The 25968-nt window shown below is 38.9% G+C and carries 20 protein-coding genes and 1 pseudogene; 14 read left to right on the top strand and 7 right to left on the bottom strand.

Annotated elements, in window-relative coordinates; translation table 11 throughout:
* Positions 1–53 precede the first annotated feature (53 nt).
* Positions 54–1751, top strand: coding sequence for a long-chain fatty acid--CoA ligase (locus ISX45_RS06520; RefSeq protein ID WP_181556917.1), 1698 nt, complete (start codon positions 54–56; stop codon positions 1749–1751).
* Positions 1752–2215: 464 nt separating this feature from the next.
* On the opposite strand, the gene ISX45_RS19520 is transcribed toward ISX45_RS06520, so the two are convergent.
* The 3 genes from ISX45_RS19520 to ISX45_RS19510 form a co-directional block, all read right to left on the bottom strand.
* Complete coding sequence (locus tag ISX45_RS19520) at positions 2216–3460, bottom strand: right-handed parallel beta-helix repeat-containing protein (protein ID WP_228485649.1); 1245 nt, start codon at positions 3458–3460, stop codon at positions 2216–2218.
* Between the two features lie 917 nt (positions 3461–4377).
* Positions 4378–4917 (bottom strand): IS630 family transposase, encoded by a 540-nt coding sequence (locus tag ISX45_RS19515; RefSeq protein WP_194520495.1) that lies wholly within the window; start codon positions 4915–4917, stop codon positions 4378–4380.
* On the bottom strand, positions 4896–5453 hold the full coding sequence (locus ISX45_RS19510; RefSeq protein ID WP_228485543.1) for a helix-turn-helix domain-containing protein: 558 nt from the start codon (positions 5451–5453) through the stop codon (positions 4896–4898). Before ISX45_RS19510 ends, ISX45_RS19515 begins: the two co-directional genes overlap by 22 nt.
* Before the next feature lie 218 nt (positions 5454–5671).
* On the opposite strand from ISX45_RS19510, the gene ISX45_RS06505 reads away from it, so the two are divergent.
* From ISX45_RS06505 to arsC, 3 genes are read left to right on the top strand one after another with little or no spacing between them, the layout of a single operon-like run.
* On the top strand, positions 5672–6016 hold the full coding sequence (locus ISX45_RS06505; RefSeq protein ID WP_194520310.1) for an ArsR/SmtB family transcription factor: 345 nt from the start codon (positions 5672–5674) through the stop codon (positions 6014–6016).
* A gap of 15 nt (positions 6017–6031) precedes the next feature.
* On the top strand, positions 6032–7327 hold the full coding sequence (locus ISX45_RS06500; protein WP_194520309.1) for an arsenic transporter: 1296 nt from the start codon (positions 6032–6034) through the stop codon (positions 7325–7327).
* Positions 7328–7345: 18 nt separating this feature from the next.
* Positions 7346–7765: an arsenate reductase (thioredoxin) gene (gene arsC / locus ISX45_RS06495; protein ID WP_194520308.1), complete on the top strand. Its 420-nt coding sequence runs from the start codon at positions 7346–7348 to the stop codon at positions 7763–7765.
* Between the two features lie 922 nt (positions 7766–8687).
* Here arsC and ISX45_RS06490 read toward each other — a convergent pair.
* Entirely contained in the window at positions 8688–10304 is a 1617-nt protein-coding gene (locus tag ISX45_RS06490; protein ID WP_194520631.1) for a glutamate/serine transporter AimA, read from the bottom strand.
* Positions 10305–10811: 507 nt separating this feature from the next.
* On the opposite strand from ISX45_RS06490, the gene ISX45_RS06485 reads away from it, so the two are divergent.
* The 4 genes from ISX45_RS06485 to odhB all read left to right on the top strand — a co-directional run bounded on the left by ISX45_RS06485 (position 10812) and on the right by odhB (position 16963).
* Complete coding sequence (locus ISX45_RS06485) at positions 10812–11513, top strand: SatD family protein (RefSeq protein WP_181556922.1); 702 nt, start codon at positions 10812–10814, stop codon at positions 11511–11513.
* Positions 11514–11515: 2 nt separating this feature from the next.
* Complete coding sequence (locus ISX45_RS06480; protein WP_194520307.1) at positions 11516–12382, top strand: DUF3307 domain-containing protein; 867 nt, start codon at positions 11516–11518, stop codon at positions 12380–12382.
* Between the two features lie 440 nt (positions 12383–12822).
* Complete coding sequence (locus ISX45_RS06475; RefSeq protein WP_194520306.1) at positions 12823–15663, top strand: 2-oxoglutarate dehydrogenase E1 component; 2841 nt, start codon at positions 12823–12825, stop codon at positions 15661–15663.
* Positions 15664–15712: 49 nt separating this feature from the next.
* Positions 15713–16963, top strand: a complete 1251-nt coding sequence (gene odhB / locus ISX45_RS06470) for a 2-oxoglutarate dehydrogenase complex dihydrolipoyllysine-residue succinyltransferase (protein WP_194520305.1) — start codon at positions 15713–15715, stop codon at positions 16961–16963.
* Positions 16964–17286: 323 nt separating this feature from the next.
* Here odhB and ISX45_RS06465 read toward each other — a convergent pair whose 3' ends face one another.
* Positions 17287–17904 (bottom strand): TetR family transcriptional regulator, encoded by a 618-nt coding sequence (locus ISX45_RS06465; protein WP_194520304.1) that lies wholly within the window; start codon positions 17902–17904, stop codon positions 17287–17289.
* Positions 17905–18084: 180 nt separating this feature from the next.
* Here ISX45_RS06465 and ISX45_RS06460 point away from each other — a divergent pair, with 180 nt between their 5' ends.
* From ISX45_RS06460 to ISX45_RS06435, 6 genes are all read left to right on the top strand, one after another.
* Entirely contained in the window at positions 18085–19053 is a 969-nt protein-coding gene (locus tag ISX45_RS06460) for a quinone oxidoreductase family protein (protein WP_194520303.1), read from the top strand.
* Between the two features lie 670 nt (positions 19054–19723).
* Positions 19724–19894, top strand: coding sequence for a hypothetical protein (locus tag ISX45_RS06455; RefSeq protein WP_194520302.1), 171 nt, complete (start codon positions 19724–19726; stop codon positions 19892–19894).
* Between the two features lie 407 nt (positions 19895–20301).
* Complete coding sequence (locus ISX45_RS06450; RefSeq protein ID WP_181556929.1) at positions 20302–21573, top strand: DNA polymerase IV; 1272 nt, start codon at positions 20302–20304, stop codon at positions 21571–21573.
* 246 nt (positions 21574–21819) lie between these two features.
* Positions 21820–22290, top strand: coding sequence for a GNAT family N-acetyltransferase (locus tag ISX45_RS06445; RefSeq protein ID WP_194520301.1), 471 nt, complete (start codon positions 21820–21822; stop codon positions 22288–22290).
* A gap of 255 nt (positions 22291–22545) precedes the next feature.
* On the top strand, positions 22546–22893 hold the full coding sequence (locus ISX45_RS06440) for a GNAT family N-acetyltransferase (protein ID WP_323744673.1): 348 nt from the start codon (positions 22546–22548) through the stop codon (positions 22891–22893).
* A 629-nt stretch (positions 22894–23522) separates the two neighbouring features.
* Positions 23523–24119, top strand: a complete 597-nt coding sequence (locus ISX45_RS06435; RefSeq protein ID WP_194520300.1) for a VanZ family protein — start codon at positions 23523–23525, stop codon at positions 24117–24119.
* Positions 24120–24184: 65 nt separating this feature from the next.
* Here ISX45_RS06435 and ISX45_RS06430 read toward each other — a convergent pair.
* Together ISX45_RS06430 and ISX45_RS06425 are read right to left on the bottom strand one after the other, a co-directional pair.
* A pseudogene (locus ISX45_RS06430) lies at positions 24185–24451 on the bottom strand (transposase); the annotation flags it as partial.
* 247 nt (positions 24452–24698) lie between these two features.
* A complete protein-coding gene (locus tag ISX45_RS06425) occupies positions 24699–25931 on the bottom strand; it encodes an MFS transporter (protein ID WP_194520299.1) in 1233 nt (410 codons plus the stop codon).
* Positions 25932–25968: the final 37 nt, after the last annotated feature.

The raw sequence follows: 25968 nt of genomic DNA, 5'->3' as shown, positions 1-25968 counted from the left end.
TCAGTGAATGGATTATTGGGTGTCATCATCTGAATAAAGAAGGAGTGATTAATATGCTTACCCTCCACCATAAATTCTGGCCGAAAACGACAAAGTCTTTAATAGTCCCACAAACCTCAATGTACGATAACCTCAAAGTTTCGGCCAATCGTTATCCTGACCATGAGGCAATCTATTACTATGGTCAAACAATGAGTTACCGTCAGCTAGATGATGAGGTTCATGCACTGGCTGGATATTTACAGCAAAAATTAGGCGTATCAAAAGGGGATAGAGTTTTACTATTGATGCAGAATTCTCCACAGTTTATTATCGCTTACTATGCGATTGTGAGAGCCAATGCCGTTGTTGTTCCCATCAATCCCATGCTGACAACCAGTGAATTAGCGTTTTATATAAAAGATGCTGAAATCAGAACTGCCATTATAGGACAGGAATTGTATGAAAAAGTGGCCCCGCTGCTTAACACAACCTCTCTCGATCATCTTCTTATAGCTGCTTACTCAGATTATATTAGGACCGATTTTGAAGGAAGTTTACCAAAAGAAGCAGAAGCTCCGCGGATCATCTTTGACAAGTCAAATCATTTTCTATGGATGGATGCGATAAACGCCAAATATTCACCTGGAGAGCATTTGTCTTATGCTGATGATCTTATCGTTCTTCCCTACACTTCCGGCACTACCGGGCTACCAAAAGGATGTATGCATACAAACAGAACCGTTCAAGCAAATACGGTTGGCGCTTATCATTGGTCAAGGGTTACACCTAATACGGTTCATTTAGCGACATTGCCGTTCTTTCATGTTACCGGTATGGTTCACAGCATGCACATGCCAATCTACAGCGGCAGCCGGATGGTCATCATGACAAGATGGAATCGTGATACGGCTATCGAGCTGATTAAGACACAAAAATGCACCCATTGGGTTACAATCAGTACGATGCTGGTCGATTTCTTATCCAATCCAACATTAAAACCGGAAGATCTCTCTTCTTTAACATCTATTTCAGGGGGAGGAGCTACGTTTCCGGAAGCATTGGGAGAAAAGCTTTATCAATTGACAGGGTTACACTTTGTGGAAGGATATGGACTTTCCGAAACGATCGCCCAAACCCACACTAATCCGCCAGACCGACCTAAAATGCAATGTCTCGGTATTCCAACATTTGATGTAGATGCACGTATCATTGACCCTGTAACGCATCAGGAGCTTGGGGTTGGCGAAGTCGGAGAAATTGTTGTCAATGGTCCGCAAGTGATGGTTGGCTATTATAACAGGGAGGAAGAAAACCGGAACGCCTTTATTGAACTCGATGGCAAATTGTTTTTCCGGACAGGGGATATGGGTCGTTACGATGAAGAAGGCTATTTCTTTATTGTGGACCGCGTAAAACGAATGATCAATGCTTCCGGTTTCAAAGTGTGGCCAACTGAAGTAGAGTCCTATCTTTACAAGCATCCAGCTGTCCAACAGGCATGTGTCGTTGGAGTTCCTGATCCAAAAAGGGGCGAAACGGTAAAAGCATTTATCATCTTACACGAAGGTTATGAAGGAAAAGTGAGAGAAGAAGACATTATCGAATGGTCGAAAAAGCATATGGCTGCTTACAAATATCCGCGTTATGTTGAATTCAGAAAGGAATTCCCGATGACAAGCAGCGGGAAAATACTGTGGAGAAAACTTCAGGAAGAAGAATGGGAAAAAGTAAAAACGAATCCAACGGCTGATCCACCTAAATCTACTTAAAAAAAGGGGAGAACGGATGGAGATTTTCATACAGCAGTTATTAATGGATTAATATTTGGAAGCGTTTTCTATAAATTGTCACTCGTTATAGATTATAAGCAAATCTACTTGCTGTTTTGGGATTGTCTTTAGTTTTAGATGTCCGTACCGAAACGATCTCGTTCTTTAAAAAATAATACAATAAATGAGAATTGTCTTCACTTCTGCATATAGACGTGAATTTTATAATTATCAAAGACATAAATTTTTATGTTGCATTGTATCGGATGCCTTAAATGCAGATAAACACCGTTCGAATTTTTCGAACGGTGTTAAAAATAGTTGTTTAATATCTTGGAACAGTAACTAATCTTTTCACATAAGAATAACAATAAAGTGGTTTAAAAATCTCTATCTTCTTCAACGTAACTAGATTTGTGCTGATGGAATTTATAGTTATCAATCTTTATGGGTTACTCTTATAATTATCTTTGATCTGAAATGGTCGCACCATTATTTGCTGCACTTAATGCAGTCAGGTAGTTGTATGGAGGTCCTGTAGTGGTTCCAGCTAGCAGAACGATATCAAACTCATTTATAGGGATCCCCCACGAATTACCACTAAATGTTGTGAATGCCCGATCCACTAAAAAACCACCTTTAGTGTTGTAAACGACATTGTTATTTATCGCTCCTGTCGTATTCGGGTTAATATACATTCCTGTTCTCAGTGAATAAAAAGTATTATTTTCTAGTAATATATTAGAAACATTGTTCTGAGAAACAACTGCTCGATTGACAACCCATCCTGACATAGGGCCTGGCTGTGGTGGACCGTAGATTGTATTATTAATAATATTTACATTGGCTCCTCCCACTTGAATAAACTCTACCGCATATGGAATATCACTAGTCATGGTTAAGCCGTCGATCGTCACATTGTTGGCTGATACCAATAAAGGAATCACATTTGCTTGTAATAGTAGCAGCGGGTCGGATTCACCTAATAAAGTAATACCCGATTTATTGACGTTAATCTGAGATGTTATTGGATAGGTGCCTTCTAATATATATACTGTGCCTCCAACATTAACTGCAGCTATCCCTTGTTGAATGGTTCCAAATGGATTCGCTCTACTTCCATCTCCTCCTACTGAGCCTGCACGGACAAATATATTGTTAGGATCTACGATCTGGTCAATTGCATCATCGAGCGCCTCTTGTACACTAGCTACGGTAGGATATCCTGAAACAGGTCTATTAGCTAACACCGTTCCGGCTACCTGATCTTTTTGTGCCTCTGTAAGACTATTGTATGCTGTGAGATCTAGCCCCAGTTGCGGGTCTTCGATAGCAGCACGCATCTCAGCTATAGTTTGGGCCTCATTTACAGCATCTAAGCCGCTGTTGTTTCCGGATATTACGTAGTCTGTTAGTTCCTTTGTGATCGTAATAACATTGTTTGTATTGAGAAGGTTGTCAAGTTCACTTCCACTTACGGTTACAAATTGCATTTTGCTGTAGAGGTCTCCTTGGAAAATCGTAAAAAGTAAAATCCCGTTTAGGAAGCTGTTTTGATCATTACCATAGGTAATGGTTTGTGTTTCTTCTGGATTTAGAGTAAATGAAACTGTCCCATCTTGATTGATTGGATCATTTCCTTCACGAATAAAGAGAGTGATCTGTAAAGTTGCTAGACTAGTGTTAATAAATGTTTTTGTACCTGCCATCTTATTTCCCCCCTCTTTCTTGTCTAGTAGATGCAATATACTATTAATAAGTTTGATGCATATACAAGACTTATTAGGAAAGAGTAGAATCTCTTTCTTATTACATAATATGTACAAGTCGACAAATCAGTGATATAAAAAAGAGCCCTTTTTATAGAAGGGCTCCTATAGTTCTATTATGATTTTAGAAAAACAAATTTTGATTGGAATTTTTTCTTGAACATAAAAATCCCTCGTAGCCAAACTGATAATGTAAGTGACTCGTTCTTACATGGGAGACAACCATGCCGCATAGTTGCGACACCATCAGAAGAATGAAAATATTATTTTTCAGGATAGTTGAATAAGAAAAAACAGTATTTTTCTACTAAAATCTTTTTTATATAGAAGTGATAACTAAGTGGAATGAAGAGGAAAATTTAAAAATTGCTTTAACAAAAACGAAAGTTTCAATAGGCTATAGCATTGATGAGGAGTCAGGACTGTATTTTAAAAACGTATACTTTGACATTAGCAATCATTATAAAAAATGATGATATCCATGAGCGGTTGGAAAAGGATTATCCAGAAGCTGTTCATCTCACTAAAAGAGTGGGGACAAATTAAGCATCACATAGCACAACATTCGTGAAATGAGATAAGAGTGATTTACTCATGATTCATATATCAAGAACGTTCACTGCGATTAAGAACGAAAGATATTGTTTTGTTTGTATGAATATGTACCGGATTTCACAGTTTTAGTGTCAGATAAAAAAGAAAACCCATGTATGTTTATAAACCAAGCTCCAAACACAACTAGAAACATTTTAGTATGAATTAGATAACATAAGTAGAATTGTAAATTTTAAAAGATGAAATCTTTACAATTTATTCATTGAACTTATTATATAAGTTTTTTATTATATAGATTCAGATTAATTTTCCGACATAACCACCTGTCCGATGCGTTGGAGCACTTTTTCTGGAAATTCAGAAAGGTACTCTAAGAACGAAACAATCGATTCTCGCAACTCTTTTCGATTGGGATGAAACCGATTGGCAATGACACTCTCTTTCAGCCAACCCCAAATTCGTTCAACTAAATTTAAATTCGGCGAATAAGGGGGTAAGAATACAAAAGTTAACTGTTCTTCGTGCTCCTGTAAAAAAGGCTGAAGAACTTTGGCATGATGAATTTTTGCGTTATCCAAGACCATCACGACATGTTGATCTGGATACTGGTCCAATGTGTATTGGAGAAACTGCAGAAAAGCCTGTGCATTACATTGGTCCGTTTCCATACAGAGAAATTCACCCGTTTCGATATTCACACCGCCTAATAAGCTAACCGTTGCGTGATGTCCATACGTAGGGATTTGTTTTTGACGCCCTTTGACACTCCATGTGGTACGAAGAGCTTGGTAGTCGCGAATATGACTTTCATCTTCATAGATTATGACTGTGTTGTCGGACAAGTTTTTTTTATGAGTTCCATTTCTTGTTGAAACTCTTTTTGTTTTTGAGGATTCGCCCGTTTGAGGGTATACGTAGGGTGTGTATAGCGAAATCCCCATCGGTGGAGCATATCACAAATCCCACCGCGAGACATGGTGACAGAAAATTTCTCTTCTAACACATGTTGAATGATTCGTGTATTCCAGCTGGTTTCGATGCCATATCCTTCATTGGCAGGGGTGCTTTCTTCCAACATCTTTCTTAATTCGCGTTCTTCGTCTGGAGACAGATACGGCTTTCTACCGGGAGCATAATGGCGTTCTAATAGCGCATCCATGCCACCTTGATTAAACTTTTGAACGTAAATCGAAACGGTTTCACGATGGATGTTCAACAGCTCAGCGACTTGGATTCCCAAATAGCCTTGCATAATCAGACGAATCACCGCCATTCGTTTCGCCATGTTCGCATTTTTCATTCTGCGTTCCTGTTCTTGAAGACGTTCGATGGTCCAACCATGATTGTTCGTAATTTGTAATCCTTTTTTCTTCATCATTCATCCGCTCCTTTGATTCATCTGTTTAGGAGCAGTATAGACAAGAATAGGCATTGGTTAAACATGTCGGAATTTCAAACTGAATTTATATATATAATCAGTTACTAATATTCTTTTATTACAAGATAAGAGGGGAGAGAATCATCTATTTCTTATGTTCCGGTAATTCTATTTGTTATTATTTTTATTTAATGATTGACGGATAAGGGGGAGATAGAATGAAGCAAGTTGTTGCAAGTGTGGAAGAAGTCGTGACAGTCTTGAAATTATTGGGCGACAAAACAAGACTAACCATTATGGCACTATTAGATAATAATGATTGTTGTGTGTGTGAGTTGGTTGAAATTTTTCAAATGAGTCAACCTGCCATTAGTCAACATCTTCGCAAGTTAAAAGATGCTGGTTTAGTAAAAGAAACGAGAAAAGCTCAATGGATCTTTTATTCCATGAACAAGGAACATGAAATGTATTCATTAATCAAAGATATTTTGGCTCATATTCCAGACCAGCAAGAAAGATTAAAGGAGCTTGAAAAAAAAGGAACAAAAATCTCGTGTGAGTAACGGAGAGGTGATAGTTTGCTTTCGGTCATACTGGCAGCATTGATTTTCCTCGTGACTTTAGTGTTTGTCATTTGGCAGCCAAAAAACTTATCCATTGGTTGGTCTGCATGTGGAGGGGCACTCCTTGCTTTATTAGTAGGTGTAGTTGATTTTAAAGATGTTCTCGATGTGACAGGCATCGTCTGGAATGCGACCCTTGCTTTTATTGCGATTATTATTATTTCATTAATTTTAGATGAAATTGGCTTTTTCGAATGGGCAGCATTACATATGGCGAAAGTGGCGAATGGGAACGGAGTGAAGATGTTCATCTTTGTTTCCGTTCTAGGAGCCTTAGTATCCGCATTTTTTGCCAATGACGGGGCAGCTCTAATTCTGACACCGATTGTTCTTGCGATGGTGCGAGCCTTACAGTTTGATGAAAAGAAAGTGTTACCTTTTATCTTGGCGAGTGGTTTTATTGCTGATACGACTTCGTTGCCGTTAGTAGTTAGTAACTTAGTGAATATTGTATCCTCCGATTATTTTGACATTGGGTTTGTTGAGTATGCATCACGTATGATTATTCCTAACTTTTTCTCATTAGGAGCTAGCATTTTAGTATTATATCTGTATTTTAGAAAAGATATACCGAAACAATATGATTCATCGCATTTAAAGAAACCAAATGAAGCGATTAAAGACCATAAATTGTTTAAGCTTTCTTGGATTGTATTAAGCATTTTATTGATCGGTTATTTTGTCAGTGAATTTACAAAGGTTCCTGTGTCTCTCATTGTAGGAGTTGTAGCGCTGTCTTTCTTATTCATCGGAAGAAGAAGCTCGGCTGTTCACGTCAAACAAGTATTAAAAGGCGCACCGTGGGCGATAGTGTTTTTCTCTATCGGTATGTATGTGGTTGTCTATGGTTTAAGAAATGTAGGATTGACCAATGTATTAGCCGATGTGATTCAAGCAGCTGCCAATCAAGGATTATTCATTGGAACGATTTCCATGGGCTTCATTGCGGCGATTCTTTCATCGATTATGAATAATATGCCAACGGTGATGATTGATGCTTTAGCGATTGCTAATACAAACACAACCGGTATCATTCGTGAAGGATTGATTTACGCTAATGTGATTGGTTCCAATTTAGGACCTAAGATTACCCCAATCGGTTCTTTAGCAACTCTCCTTTGGTTACATGTATTATCAACAAAAGGAGTCAGGATTACATGGGGAACCTACTTTAAAAACGGGATTATTTTAACCATTCCAACCTTATTCATTACACTTGTTGGACTTTATATATGGTTACTCATTATCTAAGAAAAGGAGTAGATACACATGAAAAAGAAAATCATTTACTTCTTATGTACTGGGAACTCTTGCCGCAGTCAAATGGCAGAAGGATGGGCCAAAAAATATCTTGGCGATGAGTGGGAAGTTTATAGCGCCGGCATCGAAGCTCATGGATTAAATCCGAACGCGGTAAAAGTCATGAAAGAAGTAGGGATTGATATTTCGAACCAGACATCGGATGTCATTGATCCGAAAATTTTAAATAAAGCAGATTTAGTAGTAACATTATGCGGTCATGCGGCGGACCATTGTCCAGTAACCCCGCCAAATCTGAAACGCGTCCATTGGGGATTTGATGATCCGGCAAAGGCAAAAGGAACAGAAGAAGAAAAATGGGCTGTATTTCAGCGTGTTCGCGATGAGATTGGTGAAAGAATTAAGCGTTTTGCTGAGACTGGTGAATAACTCACTTCATGTGAATGATTTATAAACCATCATATCATTTATAGTTAAAAGCCGGTGAAAACTTTCGCCGGCTTGCCGTTTATCTTGTACAGTATGAATAAGATTGGCTAACGGAATAAATGGAACCTAAAAATCGTCGAAAAAAAAGGAAGTTTTTTCTTATGTTATTTATTTGCAAAATGAAATAATTTGGTATGATGCCATTAAGGGATGAAAAAAATTCTGTTCACGTTGATTACTTACTATGTCATTTACTATACGTTTCTTATTCAAAGAGAACGGCATTTGGAAACTAAGGAGCAAGGAAGTGGAGGAAGATGACTCCCTTTTTCAAATAATCTGTTCCAACGAAGCTAGGAGCTTATCCGCAGCAAAACGGATTAGCGTAGGAACGGACTACGGGAAGTTACAAGTTCTACAGGACGAAGACAAAAAACAAGCCGGCCCCCTGTACACTAAGGGGGCCGGTTATTTTGTGTTCAAAATGTGTCTAAACGTACAATTTGCTCGAATTGGTATGGTGACTCGATTTGTTACTCCATCGGATTTTATTCCTAAACTTTGAGTTTTCGGACGCTATAAAAAAGAAATAAGGGATAGGTAATTTATCGATCCCTGTGTCGTGTTTTGCGACATAAGGTGATGGAGATGAGCGAAATATTACTCCGGTCACTTATGGCTCGAATGAGGTAACGAGAGGGTGTTTCAGAAAATTACTGTTCCAGCAGGTTAAATAAACCAGATTATCGGCAGTTCTATATGAAAAAGCCGACTGATGAACACCATCTCTTCTTTACAACATACCTTGGAGTATCCAAAGTAATTGTACCATTATTAGTCACAACCTATAGATCAATAGCCCCCTCTTACAATCTTGGCATGATATCCTGACAATTAGAGAGTAGTTGCTTTCTGGCTTGAATCAGCCACCATAACCACGTCTCTGTTTCTCATCTCTCATCTCTTCATTTACTTTATTAGCTTCTTGTAGGTATTCTGTTTCAAATCCGCTTTTTACGGCCCAAGCATAGAACCCAAGGGATAAGCATGCAATAATAATCATATCCCAACCATATGGGATAATGTTTATGCCCCCGAACTTTTCACTTCCCAGATAGGAGATACACATCATAGATAACAAGTACATAACCATCCAAATCCCTGCTAAGAAGTTCTTTCGAAATCCCTTCCATTTTATTTTTGCTTGATAATAGAAATAAATAGGAAGCCCGATCATAATAATGAGCAACACCTGTCCTGTAAGCGGCCAACGTGCCCAATACAGAGTTAAAGAAGCAAAGATAAATCCGCATGGTGCAATAATACGCAGTCCCTTGAGACGAAGAGGGCGGTACAGATGCTTTCCTGTTCGTCTTAATGTCATTACGGTAACAGGCCCCGTAATATAAGATATTAGGGTAGCAACGGAAATTACCTCTGCCAATACGCCCCAACCTTTAAACAAAAACAAAAAAATAAAACATACAGCCAAATTAAAAAACATAGCTGGACGTGGAACCCCGTAAATAGGATGTAGTTTACCTAAAACACCCGGCAAATATCCATTCTTTTGCATTCCATATATCATCCGGGCGGTTGTAGCAGTATAGGTTATTCCTGTACCGGAAGGAGAAACAAAAGCATCAAGGTATAATAAGATCACTAGCCAATTTATATTCAAAGCAATTGCTAAGTCGGCAAATGGAGAATTAAAGTTTAAATGATGCCAACCGTGTACAAGCATGGAAGGATCGACAGAACCGATAAAGGCAATCTGTAACAGGACGTATATAACCGTTGCAATCAGAACAGAACCCACTACTGCAATAGGAATGGATCGGCCTGGTTTTTTAGCTTCTCCTGCCATATTAATTGGACTTTGAAATCCATTAAACGCGAACACAATGCCGGACGTAGCCACTGCTGTCAACACACTTGACCATCCATAAGGCGCCATACTGTGCCCGTAGGTAAAGTTTTCCCCGTGAAAGCCAACGAACAAGAGTGCACCAATTGTCGCGCCGGGGATGATAATTTTAAATATTGTTATAAGTGAGTTTGCTTTTGCAAACAAACTTACGGTCCAGTAATTGAGGAAAAAGTAAATAAGAATTAACACAGAGGCAATACCAAGACCTTTTGGCGTAAGCATTCCGTTTTCTACTAAACTATGTGTCCATTTTGCCCAGTCCCATGGCCACGAGCTCATATATTGTACAGAAGCGATTGCCTCCACCGGAATGACGGAAACAATAGCAATCCAGTTTGCCCAAGCAGCAAGAAATCCTGCAAAAGATCCATGAGAATATTGTGTATACTTTACCATTCCCCCGGCTTCGGGAAACATGGTACCCAATTCACTATAAGAAAGAGCGATGCATAGGATAACAACCATCCCAATAATCCAAGAAAAAATAGCGGCTGGACCGGCGATTTGGGAGGCCTTCCAAGCACCAAATAACCAACCGGATCCTATGATGGATCCAAGACCCGTCATAGTAAGCGCGAAAGTTCCCATCTTTCGATGCATAGTATTCATCATTTTACCCCTTTCATAAGTATTGTAATAACTTAGAGAGACAAAAGGTAGATTCCATAGACCAATTTCAGAGGGGGATAAGCCAATGCATTTATTTTAATAAATATATCAAATAATTTCAAAAGGTTATAAAATACAAAAAGCACTGGTCAATCAGTGGCTTTTACAAGACGAAGCGACAAGTTAGCGACAAGTTAACGAATTGCGACAATTCGCTTACTACGCTAACCAAAGAAAATTGCCTAGGTTCAGCTATTCTTTCTGTTTAACGTGTCCATGTTCTTGACATACTCTCATAAGTATTTATGTCAAGAAAATGGACACGTTAAACGGAGAGAAAAACTCTTTCCATGGCACTTTGATGCATCTTGAATCCTGTTCACACTAAATTTGTTGTTGAAAATGTGTCGAATTTTTACTATCCTTGTGTCAGTAAATATTATGTTGATATTTTTTCGACAACAGATAAAAACTTGATATATATACATCAACAAAAAGAGGGGTATTATGAAACCAACACCAGCAATCTGTTTTGCAGCAGATGTCAAACAGTCCAAACGGATGAAGAAAGACCATTTAATTTACGCACTGGAAGAATGCCAACAGACAATCAACAAACAATTTGAGCATGACCTGCTTGTTCCGTTTGCTATTCGGAATGGCGATGAACTCATTGGCGTCATGAAAAACTTTTCTAATGCCTATTCGCTAATCATCCATATTTTCCAACAGTCACAGCTCCATCGTTGTCCCTTTTATTTAGGCATTGGGATTGGCGAACTGGAAACGGATGAAATAAACGTTCATACGATGAATGGAAGCGCTGTGTTACATGCATTTGCCGCAAGGGACAAACAACTAAAGGAAAAAGGTGAGAAAGCGAAAATTTGGAATGATATTGAGACTGAAACAAGCTTTTATTTTTCAGCCGAACTTGTCCCCCATGAACCACTTAACGCATTATTAAATTTTATTGTAACAACAAAACGAAAATGGACGGATAAGCAAAAACAAGTTATCGAATTAATTGAAAAATTTCCCGAATGGACGTATGAAAAAATCGGAAAACATTTAGGATACAAATCACCCATTTCCACCGTCAGTTATTTATTGAAACGTGCTGATTACCAAAAAGTAAAAGCGGTAGAGGATAGCTTTACCCAATTGCTATTGTTGTATGAAAATCTTTTGAATCGTAGGGAGCGATAAATTTGTGGATTTATTTTTACGCTGCTCATTTGTTAGGGGATTTTATTTTCCAATCGGATCAATTAATAGAGCAGAGAAAGGACAACCTTATAGCTACACTAGTCAAGCATGTTGCCATTCATGCTATTTTAATGGGAATGGCTTGTCTCTTGATTGCACTTGCCAGTCCATCCATTACTAGTGCGACCCTTCGCTCATTTGGACAAGCCGTTTTTTTGATCGCTATTTCTCATTATGTCATTGATTACGGAAAAATGAAATTAAGCAAAAAAATAAATGGAGTAGGTAGTCAAGCATTGTTGTTTCTCATTGATCAGGTTCTTCATTTTTTGTCAATTATTTTGGTACTTCGTTATTTCGCGGCCGCTACGTCAAATATCCAAGCATTTTATGTGATGTTTACAGGTAATGCTAGTATTTATGAAAAGGTTACCGCTACTATTTGTATCTTTATCTTAGCCACCTATGGAGCTGGTTATTTCCTTGGAATTCTCTTGCAAAATATTGCTCCAAACAACGAATTACAAGAAGGAATATACCGCTTATCAGATGAAAAGACAGAAGTAAAAACGAAATATGAAAGTGATGGAAGAAAAGAAACAGAAATTATCACTATCAAAACGGAACAGTACTTTCATGATTCACCAGCAAAAATTGGTCAAATCATCGGCATGTTAGAGAGGACTCTCATCGTGATCCTAATGATGATTCATTTACCACAGGGACTTGCCTTTTTAGCAGCGTTAAAAACATTAACCCGATTTAAGCAATTTGAACATAAACAATTTGCCGAATATTATCTGATTGGAACACTATCAAGCTCTATGATCGGAATTTTACTGGGAGTAGTTGCTTCAAATATATGGTGAAAATGACTGGTATAATCGAGTGGAGTATTATTTAAAGTTTTTATAAGGGGATAAAGCCATGACAGCTTTCTCTTATTCTAGTCAACTTTGATTCTATCAAAGAGGAAGCGGCATGGCTTTTTCTATACTTTGTTTTTACGCAATTACGTAGACGAAAAAGTGAGAAAAAGAATATTATTTTGACTTTTATCAAGATAGTAGTAAAATGGAAATGTAATCGTTTTATCTTTCATGAACGTGTTGCAAAACATATCATCCGTGCATATATAAATGCAGTGGCCTTTAGAGAACAACCGCGTTGGTTAGGTTTCTCGCTGTTCTGCATTCTTGTGCATACTCTAGTTTTGCAACATCCTTTTTAACACTAGAACTGGTGTGGACAAAAGGGGATCAATCAATTATGTAAGGCGTATTTAATTAGCTTTGGAGGGTATTCAAAAATGAACACGCTTAGTGACAGCTTCAGAAATCCATGGGAAAAGTTTCACGGTCCAAATCTTGGATATGTCATGGAAATGTACGAACAGTACTTACAAAATCCAAGTCTGGTTGATCCAGAATTGAAAGAGTGGTTTGACCGATGGGGGCCTCCCGAGTTTCAGGGCACTAACAACGATGATGACCCGAAAGACGTTGTACATCACACAAATGTACCTGCAAACTTGTTAGAAAAATATGTTCAGGCAGTCAAATTAGCCGACTATATTCGTACTTTCGGTCATTTGGATGCCAAAATTAATCCATTAGAAACGTCTGAAAAAGATTCGTGTCATATTGATATTCAAAGGTTCGGATTAACAGAAGATGATTTAAAATCTATCCCTTCTTCCATTATAAGTGTGTATTTGCCTAACCATATTAAAAATGCGTTTGAGGCGATTCAATATTTAAAAGAGGTCTATACATCCAAACTAGCGTTTGAATTTGGTCATGTTCAAGATGTAGAAGAAAAAAAATGGCTATTACAAATGGTTGAGTCAGGCAGCTATCGACCTTCTATCTCTAATGAAAAGAGAATGGAACTACTAAAACGGTTGACCGAAGTAGAGGTATTTGAACAATTTTTACATCGGACATTCGTTGGGCAAAAACGTTTTTCTATTGAAGGCATTGATATGTTAGTTCCATTACTCGATGAAATGATTTCAGAATCTGTACAAAAAGGAACAAAGCTGATTAATATTGGAATGGCCCATCGGGGTCGGTTGAATGTACTGGCGCATGTATTAGGAAAGCCTTATGAAATGATTTTCGCGGAATTCCAACACGCACCAAATAAGGAATTGATTCCATCCGAAGGTTCTATCGGCATTACATATGGATGGACGGGCGACGTCAAATACCATTTAGGATTAGATCGAAAAATTAAGAAAGAGAACACTGTCCGGGCCGTTATTACCTTAGCTAATAATCCAAGCCATTTGGAATATGTCAACCCTGTGGTTGTCGGCTATACGCGGGCCGCTCAAGAAACTCGCAACAAGCCTGGTTTTCCTGAACAAGATGAGAATAAGTCATTTGCCATTTTAATCCATGGTGATGCGGCATTTCCAGGACAAGGGGTAGTGGCGGAAACGTTAAATTTAAGCCGGTTAAGAGGCTATCAAACAGGCGGCACGATCCATATCATTGCGAACAATATGATTGGATTTACGACGGAAAGTGAAGATTCCCGTTCTACGAAATACGCGAGCGATTTAGCAAAAGGATTTGAAATTCCAATCGTTCATGTTAATGCAGACGACCCAGAAGCGGTGCTCGCAGCCGCTCATTTAGCCGTTATTTACCGACAAACATTTAAGAAAGATTTTTTAATTGATTTAATTGGATATCGTCGTCACGGTCATAATGAAATGGATGAACCAGCCGCGACCAATCCATTAATGTATCAAACTATTCGTAAACATCCGACTGTTCGCCAGCTCTATGCCACTCAACTGGAACAGCAAGGGATCATCCAGTCAACGGAGGAAGTTGATCGCTTTGCCAAAGAAGTGGAGAAGAAACTGCAAGCAGCTTATAGAAAAGTGGCGGACTTAAAGGAAGAACTCGATTATGAAATGAATCCACCGGAAGTAGCGGAAAAAGGCATTCCGAAAATCAATACAAGCGTACCTGTTAATGTGCTCGAACAAGTAAATCACGAACTTGTGCAATGGCCAGATGGGTTTCACGTATTTAATAAATTGGAACGAATTTTGAAGCGGCGCATTACCGCTTTTCAAGAGAACAAAATCGATTGGGCGCATGCCGAAGCGCTAGCATTTGCCACCATCCTTCAAGATGGAATTCCAATTCGACTAACAGGACAAGATTCAGAAAGAGGAACGTTCGCCCAACGTCATCTTATTTTACATGATGACAAAACAGGAAAAATATTTTCGCCGCTGCATCAGCTATCAAACAGTAAGGCGTCTTTTGCGATTCATAATAGCCCGTTGTCCGAGACGAGTGTGCTGGGGTTTGAATACGGTTATAACGTATTTGCTCCCGAAACGTTAGTGCTGTGGGAAGCGCAATTCGGTGATTTCGCGAATTCCGCCCAAGTCATCATTGATCAGTTTATCGCATCGGGAAGAGCGAAATGGGGACAAAAATCCGGTCTTGTTATGCTGCTCCCACATGGGTATGAAGGACAAGGACCTGAGCATTCAAGTGCCCGTTTGGAACGGTTTCTTTCATTAGCTGCTGAAAATAACTGGACAGTCGCCAATATGACGAAATCATCGCAATATTTCCATATTTTGCGTCGTCAAGCATTGATTTTACAAAAAGAAGAAGTGCGGCCGCTTGTCATTATGGCTCCAAAAAGCTTATTGCGTCATCCATTGGTCGTATCAGGAGCATCGGATTTGAGTAAAGGAAGCTTCCAACCGGTGTTGCCACAACCAGGGTTAGGACATGATGCCGAGAGAGTCGAACGCTTAATCCTATGTTCGGGTAAAATCGCGATTGATTTAGCGGAAAAATTAGAAGAAGTGAAAGACAAGGATTGGTTCCATATTTTACGGGTAGAAGAATTATATCCATTCCCAATGGAGGAAATTTCTCGTTACATCAAGCAGTTCCCGAATGTAAAAGAAATAGTCTGGGTGCAAGAAGAGCCGAAAAATATGGGAGCTTGGAACTTTGTAGAGCCTCGACTGCTTACATTGGCGCCTGCGGGAGTTCAAGTCTCTTATATCGGTCGCAGAAGACGCTCTAGTACGGCGGAAGGCGATCCGATTGTTCATAAAAAAGAACAAGCACGAATTATTAACCAGGCATTCACACGTTCGTAACTCTTGAATGACCAAAATACAAACGAAAATGGCGAAAGGGGATATAACAGTGGCAGAAATCAAAGTACCAGAATTAGCAGAATCGATAACGGAAGGGACTATTTTTCAATGGCTCAAACAACCGGGAGATTTTATTCATAAAGGAGAGCCGATTGCGGAGTTAGAAACCGATAAAGTCAATGTCGAATTAATGTCTGAAGAATCAGGGGTCATCACTAAATTACTATTTAATGAAGGGGATACAGTCAGAGTAGGGGATACAATCGCCATTGTGTCAGAAGAAGCAGAAGCAAACGTTCCACAAGAAGAGGAACCACCACAGCAACCGGAAAAGGAAGAACCAAGCCAACCGATAGCTGTAAAAGAGGAGCCCGTTAAAGAAGAATCTGTCACAAGACCAACTCAACGACCGGTTGCTTCACCAGCTGCGAGAAAACTAGCCCGAGAAAAAGGAATTGACTTATCCAAAGTGACGCCAGTTGATCCGTTTGGCCGTATACGTAAACAAGATGTAGAAGCGTATTCAAATCAACCGGCTAAATCGGCACCAACTGTGGAAGCAGTCAAACCGACGATACCTGATATGTTTGAACCGGAAAAACCAGTGGAACGAATGAAAATGTCTCGACGCCGTCAAACGATCGCGAAACGGCTTGTGGAAGTTCAACACACAGCGGCGATGCTTACAACATTTAACGAAATTGACATGACAGCGGTTATGGATTTACGCAAACGTCGAAAGGATGCGTTTTATCAAGAACATGATGTACGGCTCGGCTTTATGTCTTTCTTCACAAAAGCAGTCGTAGCGGCATTGAAAAAATATCCGCTGTTAAACGCGGAAATTCAAGGTGACGAAATCATTGTGAAAAAATACTATGATATCGGGGTAGCCGTATCGACAGACGAAGGCTTAGTGGTTCCTGTTGTGCGCGATGCGGACAAGAAAAATTTTGCTGAAATTGAACGAGAGATTTTGCACTTAGCGACAAAAGCGCGCGAAAACAAATTAAGCTTAAAAGACTTGCAAGGCGGTACCTTTACCATTACCAATGGCGGGGTGTTTGGCTCGTTAATGTCCACACCAATTTTAAACGGACCGCAAGTCGGCATCTTAGGAATGCACAAAATTCAACTTCGTCCTGTTGCCATCGATGAAGTGCGCATGGAAAACCGTCCAATGATGTATGTAGCATTATCATATGATCACCGCATTATTGACGGGAAAGAAGCAGTTGGTTTTTTAGTGAAAGTAAAAGAACTTCTCGAAGATCCAGAGCAATTATTATTGGAATCATGAGGGAATTTTCCCTCATGATTTTTTATTGAAATAATATGAACTCTTCAAACTCTTAAATAATTAAAACCCCAAAAACAACAACCTTATGTAATTATCGGGCTAGTTGTTTTTGAGGTTTCTACATTCTTAGAAAGTAAAAGGATCAATAGCCCGGTTTGTTTATACAGGTAGTTTTTTATCCGCTTTTGGCGTTTCGATTCCAACCATAAAATAATTGTCTTTTACTTTTAGACAGAAGGGAGTAAGAGAATTTGGAGATCCGTCTTTAAACAAATTCCCTAAAATCACTGCCAGCGTGAGGTCAACAACTGTTTTCTAAGACCTCATTTTCTCTCATCATAAGTACCAACAATAATCCTCAGCCCGTCATTAAAGAGATCATCAACCGTACGTCCTGAAGTAAAATATTCTTCTATGCCTGCCACCATAGTAGGGTGATCTTTTTTAAACTTCTCCAGATCAAAATGTTTAAGTCCTTCCGGAGAGAGAGGAGTTTGCTCTTCAATTACATACCCAAAGGTGTAGTGAGTAGCAGTCAGAACAATCAAGCGGGATTTCCGAAGACTGACACCGGCACTATGAAGTGAGTGTATAGCCACTTCAGATATTTTAGCCATCGTTAATGATAAATGCGCTCCCGCGACAACACGACCGCCATCGGTATACGAGAGCATTGCTTTACGCAAACGGTTAAGAGTATGGATAAGCCACTCTTGCCAAGGATCGCCATCGCCTCGTGGCTGTAAATCGGCAAATTCCGTCTGCAAAATAGCTTCGGCCATTTCGTTAACCAGAGCAGCCTTATTGTTAAAATGCCAATACAAAGCTGGAGCCTGAACTCCCAGTCTTTTAGCCAGTTTTCGCAGTGTTACGCCCTCAAGACCACTTTCATTGAGCAATTGCAATGCTTCTTCTATAATTTGTTCCTTTCTTAATGCCATCGTATTTCTCTCCTCGACAGTTTCATCTTCAAGACTGCTTTTTGTTTTAGCAATCGAAGAGTTCAACTAAATTATCAATTTATTCTACTTGGCATTGTACCACAAAACACTTGACAAGTTTACTTAACACCGTTAAATTTAACAGTGTTAAGTAAACTGCAAACTGAAAGGAGAAATGTTATGAAAGCAGCAGTATTACACAAATTCGGAGAAGTGCCCCGGTACGAAGAGTTCCCTGATCCAGTTCCCGGTCCGGATGAAGTGCTCATCCAAGTCAAAGCGGTCGCATTAGAAAATGTGGATAAAATGATGGCAGAAGGGAAACATTTCGCCAGCCGTCAATTCCTCTCCCAACTTCCAGCTATAGTCGGTTTTGACGGAATAGGCGAGCTTCCCGATGGCAAAATCGTCGGCTTCGGCGGCATAAAACCGCCGTACGGGGCAATGGCTGAAAAGGTAATCGTTCCGAAAGCGAATACGGTTCCCGTTCCCGAAGGCATTGACGCCGTGACGGCCGCAGCGCTTCCGGCTTCGGCATTATCGTCTCTCTTTCCGCTGAAATGGGGGGCAAAGCTTCAACCAGGCGAAACGGTTCTGATCAATGGGGCGACGGGAGTATCCGGTAAGCTGGCTGTCCAGATCGCCAAGCTTCTAGGCGCGGGGCGGGTCGTTGGAACAGGCCGCAATCCGGAGTCAATGAAACGGGTTTTGGAGCTGGGAGCGGACGCTGTCATTGATCTCAAGCAGTCCGATGAGGAACTGGCAGATTCATTTATAAAGGAAGCAGGAGAGGGTTATGATGTCATCCTCGATTTTTTGTGGGGACGTCCGACGGAAATACTGATCAAAACGTTCGTTCCTCATGAACTCGTTCCGGTGTCGCGGAGGGTGCGACTAGTACAGATTGGAGAAAAGGCTGGATCGACCATCTCACTTTCTGCGGATGCATTGCGAACCTCGGGGCTTGAGATTTTCGGAGGAGCTGCCGGTTGGACACCTGAGGCGATCAATGAAGCCACCAATCAAGTGTGGGCGTGGATAAAGGAAGGAAAGCTGAGCATGGACATTGAAACAGTCCCTCTTAAAGATATAGAAAGCGTTTGGAAGCGCACGGATTTTCAAGGCCAAAGGATAGTGATCGTGCCTTAAGCGTAAAAAGTATGGTGTAGTTCAATTAAATAATAGAAGTAGTTAACTTGATAGCGTCCAAACAGGATGAAGCTACGACTCCCGTCACCAGTTTAGAAGGAAAATCAAGTGTTACCAAAGATCAAAATATGAAGCAACCGAAGATCGAGCTATTATATAGCGATAGTACAAAATGTTCTTGGAATCAGTGTATTTCCTGAAATGTTTTTGTTTCGTGGATCAAATAATTCATTTAGAAGGAGATCGTTATTCGTACTATAGAGATTGCGGACAACATCTCTGAAAAATACTTTTCCAGCCGCCAAAAAGCTTATTGATTGTGTTAAATCATGGTTGAACAATCAAAACCTATGAGGTTTATGAATTGCAGTTCATCTATTCTATTTTGGGAGATCATAAAAAATAGAACTATGTGCTAAATAATCAAAAAACTAATAAGATAAAATTACAACTAATTCATATTACTAAAATGATTGCTATTTCTATTTACCATTCAAGATGTCACATGGATGGCTTGCAAAGACTAGGCATCACCAACAGAGAATCTACTCTAAATGATATAATCTATTTAAAAAATCATCCTGCAAATTACAGGATGATTTTTTTATGATGATATTGGGATTTAATGTTAAAATTTCTTTAGGAACCATTCGATAGGTGGTGGTAGGAAATGACGAAATTACTTTTAACATCTTCTGGTTTTTACACGGAGTTCATAAGAAATGAATGTAATCAATTATTAAATCAAGAGCCAAGCAAGATGAAAGCAGGAATTATCACTACTGCTTCTATTGAACATAAATCATTGCCATTAAAGCTAAGAGAGATTTTCTATCAATGAATTTTGCTAAAGTCGATTTTATAGATGTTGAGTTTGATGGAAATGATTGTTTGAAAAACTACGATACTATTTACATTAACGGTGGTAATCCGTTCTATTTATTCCGTCATCTAAAAAAGAGTGGTAAAAGAACTATTTGAAAATAACGTAATCATTGTTGGCGTATCTGCTGGTTCAATGATTTTAGGACCCGATGTCATGTAACTAACAAGATTGACTGATTCCCAAGCAGAAATCATCAATAACAACGTCAAATTCAGAGTAAGTACTATTTTAGACGATTTTTCTTTTCCCTCCTTGAAATGAACCTGTTAATTTAATTTGTAATGATCTTCCCTATCTTGGGATTTTACTGATGCGAAAAAATCAATGTAGTGTAAAAAAACGAATGGAAAGGAAGAAAAGGCATGAAATCCATGTACCCGAAGAATGGCCGTGTTATTTTCCATGTTGACTGTAATGCCTTTTACTGTAGCTGTGAAATCGCGCGGGATCCATCATTAGAAGGAAAAGCGGTAGTAGTGGCTGGAGATCCGAAAGAACGCAGAGGGATCGTTTTGGCAGCAAACTATATAGCGAAGAATGATTTTGGGATATATACGACTATGCCTTTGTGGGAAGCGAAGAAAAAGTGTCCTCACTTGGTGATCCTGAAACCTGATTTTGACCTATATCGAGAAATGAGTACGAAAGTTTTCAATTTTTTAGCCACCTTTTCGCCTATTTTAGAACCTGCTTCTATTGATGAAGGATACTTGGATATAACAGATTGCTATTCGTTGGGTTCTCCTCTTGAAATCGCTCATCAAATTCAAAAAGGGTTGTTAGAAACATTAAAAATTCCCGTCAGCATCGGGATTGCTCCTAATAAATTCCTAGCAAAAATGGCGAGCGATATGAAAAAACCATTAGGAATTACGGTTCTTCGCAAACGGGATGTGCCAAAAGTACTTTGGCAATTGCCTGTTCAATCGATGCATGGGATTGGAGAAAAAACAGCTGAAAAGTTAAAAGGCATTGGTGTTTTTACTATTGGTGAATTGGCAAAAACGGAAAAAGGAGTATTAAAAGACTTACTTGGCATCAAAGGCGTTTACTTACAGGAGCGAGCAAACGGAATAGACCACCGTCCGGTTGATCCGGAAGCCGTTCTTAAATGGAAAACCATCGGCAATTCCACCACCCTTTCTCATAATGTAACTGAGGAACATACTCTCATTGAAGTGTTGCGTAGACTGTCTGATTCAGTCAGCAGCCGAATGAAAAGGAAGCGAGTGGTTTCCTCCACTCTTCAAATTACTATTCGTTACGCTAATTTTCAGACGGTTACTCGGAGTAAAACATGGCTGAATCCGTTTCAGGAACAAGAGGAAATTTTTAGGTATGCGGTGCAGCTATTGAAACAGCATTGGAACGGAGATCCGGTGAGGTTGCTGGGGATTACTGCTTTGGATGTATTGGATAAAAAAGAATCTACCAAACAATTAGATTTGTTCAGCTTTGAAGAAGATGCGAAAGATGAACCATTGTTGAATGCCATTGAACAGTTAAAACGAAAATTCGGTGAAGGAATTATTCAACCTGTGTCTGAACTTCTTCACAAAGAAAAAAGTCTGAAAGAAAAGATACGATTACGGTACGATACGAAACAGAAAAAAAAGGACGGTGAATCTATGTAAGTATTGATATGGATCATGTACCGTAGGCTGCTAAAAGTGTAATGATACACGGAAAATATAAGTAAAACCAAAACAATTAGTTATTTATGTAGAGGAAGATGGCGGACTCATTTATTCCATTCTAAAGACATAAAGACCGAATCAAAGTAGAGCGTTACGAAAAGAAGAGCAGTTTAGTTGAAGAGGGTATATCAATTTGGATAGAGAATTTGTTTTTATATGTATATAATGAAAGGAATGTTTATAATGAATTGGCAATTCGAGATTCGTAAGGCAACAGTTCAAGATATAGAAGAAATTGTAAGGTTGCGTTTGGAACTTTTTAAGGAATTAGGAGAAGTACGGTCTGGACAAGAGGAAACTCTTGTCCTAACAGCTACAAAAAAATATTTAGAGGAAGCACTTTCTAATAATGAGTTTATTTCCTTTTTAGCTTTATCAAATCATAATGTTATAAGTATTAGTGGGATGGTTTTATTTAAACGCCCACCTTACTTAGCTAATTTAAAGGGACTTGAAGCTTATATACTGAATATGTATACGATTCCTCAATATCGGGGGAAAGGTTTAGCAAGAAAATTGTTAGAGCATTGTATGGAGGAATGCAAAAAAATCGGGGTAAAACGAATTTGGTTACATGCATCTGATGATGGAATACCATTATATAAAAATATGGGATTTATTTTTAAAAACAGTGAAATGGAATTATTTATTTAAGTAGTACTTTTATCTTTTATAATTAGAGATAAGAAATAGTGCTTGTCTTGTTTGAATAATAGGATTAGATCAATGCAATTATTAACCAATAATGTTAGTGTGATACTATAAAGTTTATAATGTAAAAAAAGGGGGAGGAATTATGAAGGTTACTCAAACTACTAATTATGAGATAATTGCAAAATTAAATAAACCCGTGCACGATCTGCATTTTGAATTGTACCCTAAATATTTTAAGGATATAACTATGAGGCAATTAAAGAATTTTTTAAAAGTATTATTCATAACGACAGTTTTATTTTTCTTCTGTTAGAAGATAACGGAGAAGCACTCGGTTATGCTTGGATAGAGATTAGAAAATATCCAGAAACTGCTTTTAAAAAGGCGTATAAATCTGTATATGTTCATCAGATTAGTGTAGCAAAATCCCAAAGGAAAAAGGGATATGGTTCAAGATTAATGGAAGAGGTTTATGAAATTGCCAAAAACAACGAAATAGATGTAATTGAATTGGATTATTGGTTTGAAAATAATATTGCAAAAGACTTTTACAAAAAACATGGATTTACGAAGTACAGGGAATTTGTTTATAAAAAACTATAAATTCAATAATTGGTGGCATTTGTGTATATTTTGATTTTGTGCTATCGAAACTATTGTTATATGAACCTTTAGATACTGATTGTCATTGCAATTGTTGAATAGTGCTTTTCGATTTCGTTAACAAAAGAAAAGGATAAAATGAAACACGCTCCTTTAATTGGTGGAACGGGGATGTTAAAGACGTTACGCCTTTGGCTGGTGAAACAGGAATATCACGTTTTTTGCGATTTGATATTAGATTGCAACTCGAAAATAAAGAAAGAATCGCCGATCATGTTTAAAACATGATGTACAGCTAGGATTTATTATCGAAAATGGCTATTCAAGATGGTTACCCCATGAAGAACAAGATCCGAAGCAAAAGGATTTTGAACATTCCTGTTTTATTCACAGACTAAACCATCTATCAAATTGATTCGTTTCTCCTCGTGTTTATTTATTAGAGTGTTTTAGTGGGAACGGTTTACTATCATTGTTTAGCTGACGATACCAGCATTTTCACTAATGTAGGTGCAGGTGATGATTGTTTCCATTTTTCTAAATCAAATGATGGGATTAATGTAACAGGTAAGGTTATATGGATGCTGGCTAATCCTCGTGATTTGTCTTGAAAGGAGCAAGTTTATCTTATGATTAATATCAAACCTGTATATTTTATTCTAGCTAGTATTTTATTTGTGATATTTCAAGCGTTTGTGATCATAAGAAAAAAGGAGTTTAATTTTTGGAGTGTATTAGCAAAATACATTTTTTTAAACTATTGTCTATACGCTATTTTCTTACTCTTTTTCCCTATTTATATTGATCCGAGAGCAATAGATACAAGTCAAGCGGTTTCTAGTAATATTAATATTATTCCCTTCGCTTCGTTAATAGATATGGCAATATTCGATACAAAGTACGGTTATTATACATCCTTAGTCAAGAACATTATGGGGAATACTCTGCTACTTTTGCCATTGTCTTTTTACCTAACAGTAATCTGGGATAAACTTAAAACTGTTAAAACAGTATTGATTACCTCTATTTCCATCCCGATTTTAATCGAATTGATTCAACTAATAGAAAATATTTTTCAAGGAACTGGAAGAAAAGTAGATATTGATGATGTGATACTAAATGGAGTCGGCTTTTTTATGGGATACTGGATTGCAGTTAAACTTTACTCACCAATCAAAGAAATGCTTTCACAATCGAATGTTAGTTTAAAAAAACACAATTTATAAGCAACCAGCTATGGTATCGACACTCGGATCTACCAATCCATGTTGAAAGGATATGCTCAATATCCGAAAAAAATCTGATAGAACAAATCCGTTCCAACGAAACGACGCGTATAGTTTTTACTTGGCGTCGAGTAATGGGGAACGGGATGTCCCAGAAACCAACAGTAGGTGACGTTGGTTCGGATTTGTTCGATAGTTTCGCGCATCGAGCGAATCCTAAATACATTTTAAACAACATCACTGGATCTATACTCAGACATCCATGATCAGGAGAATAGAGATTTTTCACCATATCAATAAATGGCTGCATCTAGTTTTCTTACCAAGTGATCCTATAGGACCAGATCATCCAATTTCACTGTCGTTTCGGTATAGAGCACATTATCTTGGTGTCGCTGGTCGAAGCATCGTTCTTTCCCTCCATTCGTCCTGCCTCCATAATAAAACAGCTTGCCGACTTTATCGACAAGCTGAAATAAGCATAATATGTCAAACAGCTTATTTATATTTTAATAGACACAAATTATCATCTGAGGTACTACGCCGCGGCACGGCTAGTTAATGGGCTTTGTTAATTATTTATTCGGCTTCAGCCGTTTTAAGCATTCGAAACATCGGGAGCATGACCAGAATGCCAATGACAAAGAGTGCGGCAGAGGTCTGATAGATCGTGACTAGGGAGAATTGTTTTTTCAACAGACCAGCCAAGCTCATCGTGATGACCATCGAACCCATGAACAGAGGGGTCAATATGCCGTTAACACGTCCTACGAACGTTTCGTCGGTATTGTTCAGTATAATCGTATTAATACCGATATGGAGAGCAGGCATGAATAGACCGATGATAAACTCAGCCAGCAAAGTAAGCCAGAACATGGTAGACCAACCCATCACAAAAATTCCTACAGCCATCGCACCCATCCCCAGCATCAGTAGGATGTGCGGCGCAATCCGATTGGAGAATACCATCGCCACAGCGCCACCGATGATCATCGCTGCCCCATGAGCGGTGAACAGCCATTGCAAGTAATCCTTTTCCAGACCAAGGCGCTCTGTTACTAGAAAGATGGCCAACGGGTGGATTAATCCAAGCCCTAATCCGGCAGCCATGAAGCCGCCTCCTAAAGTCACAAGAATCTTGCGCGACCACACATATTGAAAGCCGAGCTTTATTTCATGCCAGATCGATGTCTCGCTTTCGTCTTTCTTTTCTATCCGGTCGGGAGGCAATAAGGTCAGTACGAGAGCAGATAATAGGAAAGCTATACCTACTATCGCCATAGAGATATAGATACCGAATTGTTGAAAGACGAAGGTGCCTAATATCGGACCGATGATCATGAAAATGGCCATCATTGTCTGGAATAATGACATACCCGCCTGCATTTGTTCTCCTGGAACGTGTACTTTGAACAACTTCATCCCCGAAGGCTGAGAGAACTGCGACAGGATCGCGGAGGCGAATGTTGCGAGGAAAACAGCCTTCCACGTGCCAAACAGAAGCGCCATTAATATGACAAATATCGATATAGCGCTTAAGAGGTCGCACCAGATCATCGTTCGTTTTGGCCGCCAACGGTCTGCGAACGTACCCCCAATAAAGGAAAAGATAAAAATCGGTGCAAATTCAGCCACCGATATGAGTGAGACGGCAAGCGCATCCCCATTTGTCTTCTCGGTGACAAACAATAGAATCGCAAAGTTACGTACCCAAATGCCAACCTGAATAAACAAGCCGGCTGTCATAATCGTTTGGATAAAACGATTACGTAATAGGGAAGCCATGGATGGATTCGAGTTTGTTGATGACATAAAAATAACCTCTCTAATCTTGTATTTGTTTCAAAAT

Source organism: Thermaerobacillus caldiproteolyticus, from assembly GCF_015326725.1.
Lineage (GTDB): Bacteria > Bacillota > Bacilli > Bacillales > Anoxybacillaceae > Thermaerobacillus > Thermaerobacillus caldiproteolyticus.
This window is presented reverse-complemented; position numbering and strand designations above follow the sequence as displayed.

Bases quoted from the DNA above. Each gene is read 5' to 3' on its own strand.
- ISX45_RS06520 (WP_181556917.1), top strand. From the start codon at position 54: ATGCTTACCCTCCACCATAAATTCTGGCCGAAAACGACAAAGTCTTTA.
- ISX45_RS19520 (WP_228485649.1), bottom strand. From the start codon at position 3,460: ATGGCAGGTACAAAAACATTTATTAACACTAGTCTAGCAACTTTACAG.
- ISX45_RS19510 (WP_228485543.1), bottom strand. From the start codon at position 5,453: ATGATGAAGAAAAAAGGATTACAAATTACGAACAATCATGGTTGGACC.
- ISX45_RS06505 (WP_194520310.1), top strand. From the start codon at position 5,672: ATGAAGCAAGTTGTTGCAAGTGTGGAAGAAGTCGTGACAGTCTTGAAA.
- arsC (WP_194520308.1), top strand. From the start codon at position 7,346: ATGAAAAAGAAAATCATTTACTTCTTATGTACTGGGAACTCTTGCCGC.
- ISX45_RS06490 (WP_194520631.1), bottom strand. From the start codon at position 10,304: ATGAATACTATGCATCGAAAGATGGGAACTTTCGCGCTTACTATGACG.
- ISX45_RS06485 (WP_181556922.1), top strand. From the start codon at position 10,812: ATGAAACCAACACCAGCAATCTGTTTTGCAGCAGATGTCAAACAGTCC.
- ISX45_RS06475 (WP_194520306.1), top strand. From the start codon at position 12,823: ATGAACACGCTTAGTGACAGCTTCAGAAATCCATGGGAAAAGTTTCAC.
- ISX45_RS06465 (WP_194520304.1), bottom strand. From the start codon at position 17,904: ATGGCATTAAGAAAGGAACAAATTATAGAAGAAGCATTGCAATTGCTC.
- ISX45_RS06460 (WP_194520303.1), top strand. From the start codon at position 18,085: ATGAAAGCAGCAGTATTACACAAATTCGGAGAAGTGCCCCGGTACGAA.
- ISX45_RS06455 (WP_194520302.1), top strand. From the start codon at position 19,724: ATGACGAAATTACTTTTAACATCTTCTGGTTTTTACACGGAGTTCATA.
- ISX45_RS06450 (WP_181556929.1), top strand. From the start codon at position 20,302: ATGAAATCCATGTACCCGAAGAATGGCCGTGTTATTTTCCATGTTGAC.
- ISX45_RS06445 (WP_194520301.1), top strand. From the start codon at position 21,820: ATGAATTGGCAATTCGAGATTCGTAAGGCAACAGTTCAAGATATAGAA.
- ISX45_RS06435 (WP_194520300.1), top strand. From the start codon at position 23,523: ATGATTAATATCAAACCTGTATATTTTATTCTAGCTAGTATTTTATTT.
- ISX45_RS06425 (WP_194520299.1), bottom strand. From the start codon at position 25,931: ATGTCATCAACAAACTCGAATCCATCCATGGCTTCCCTATTACGTAAT.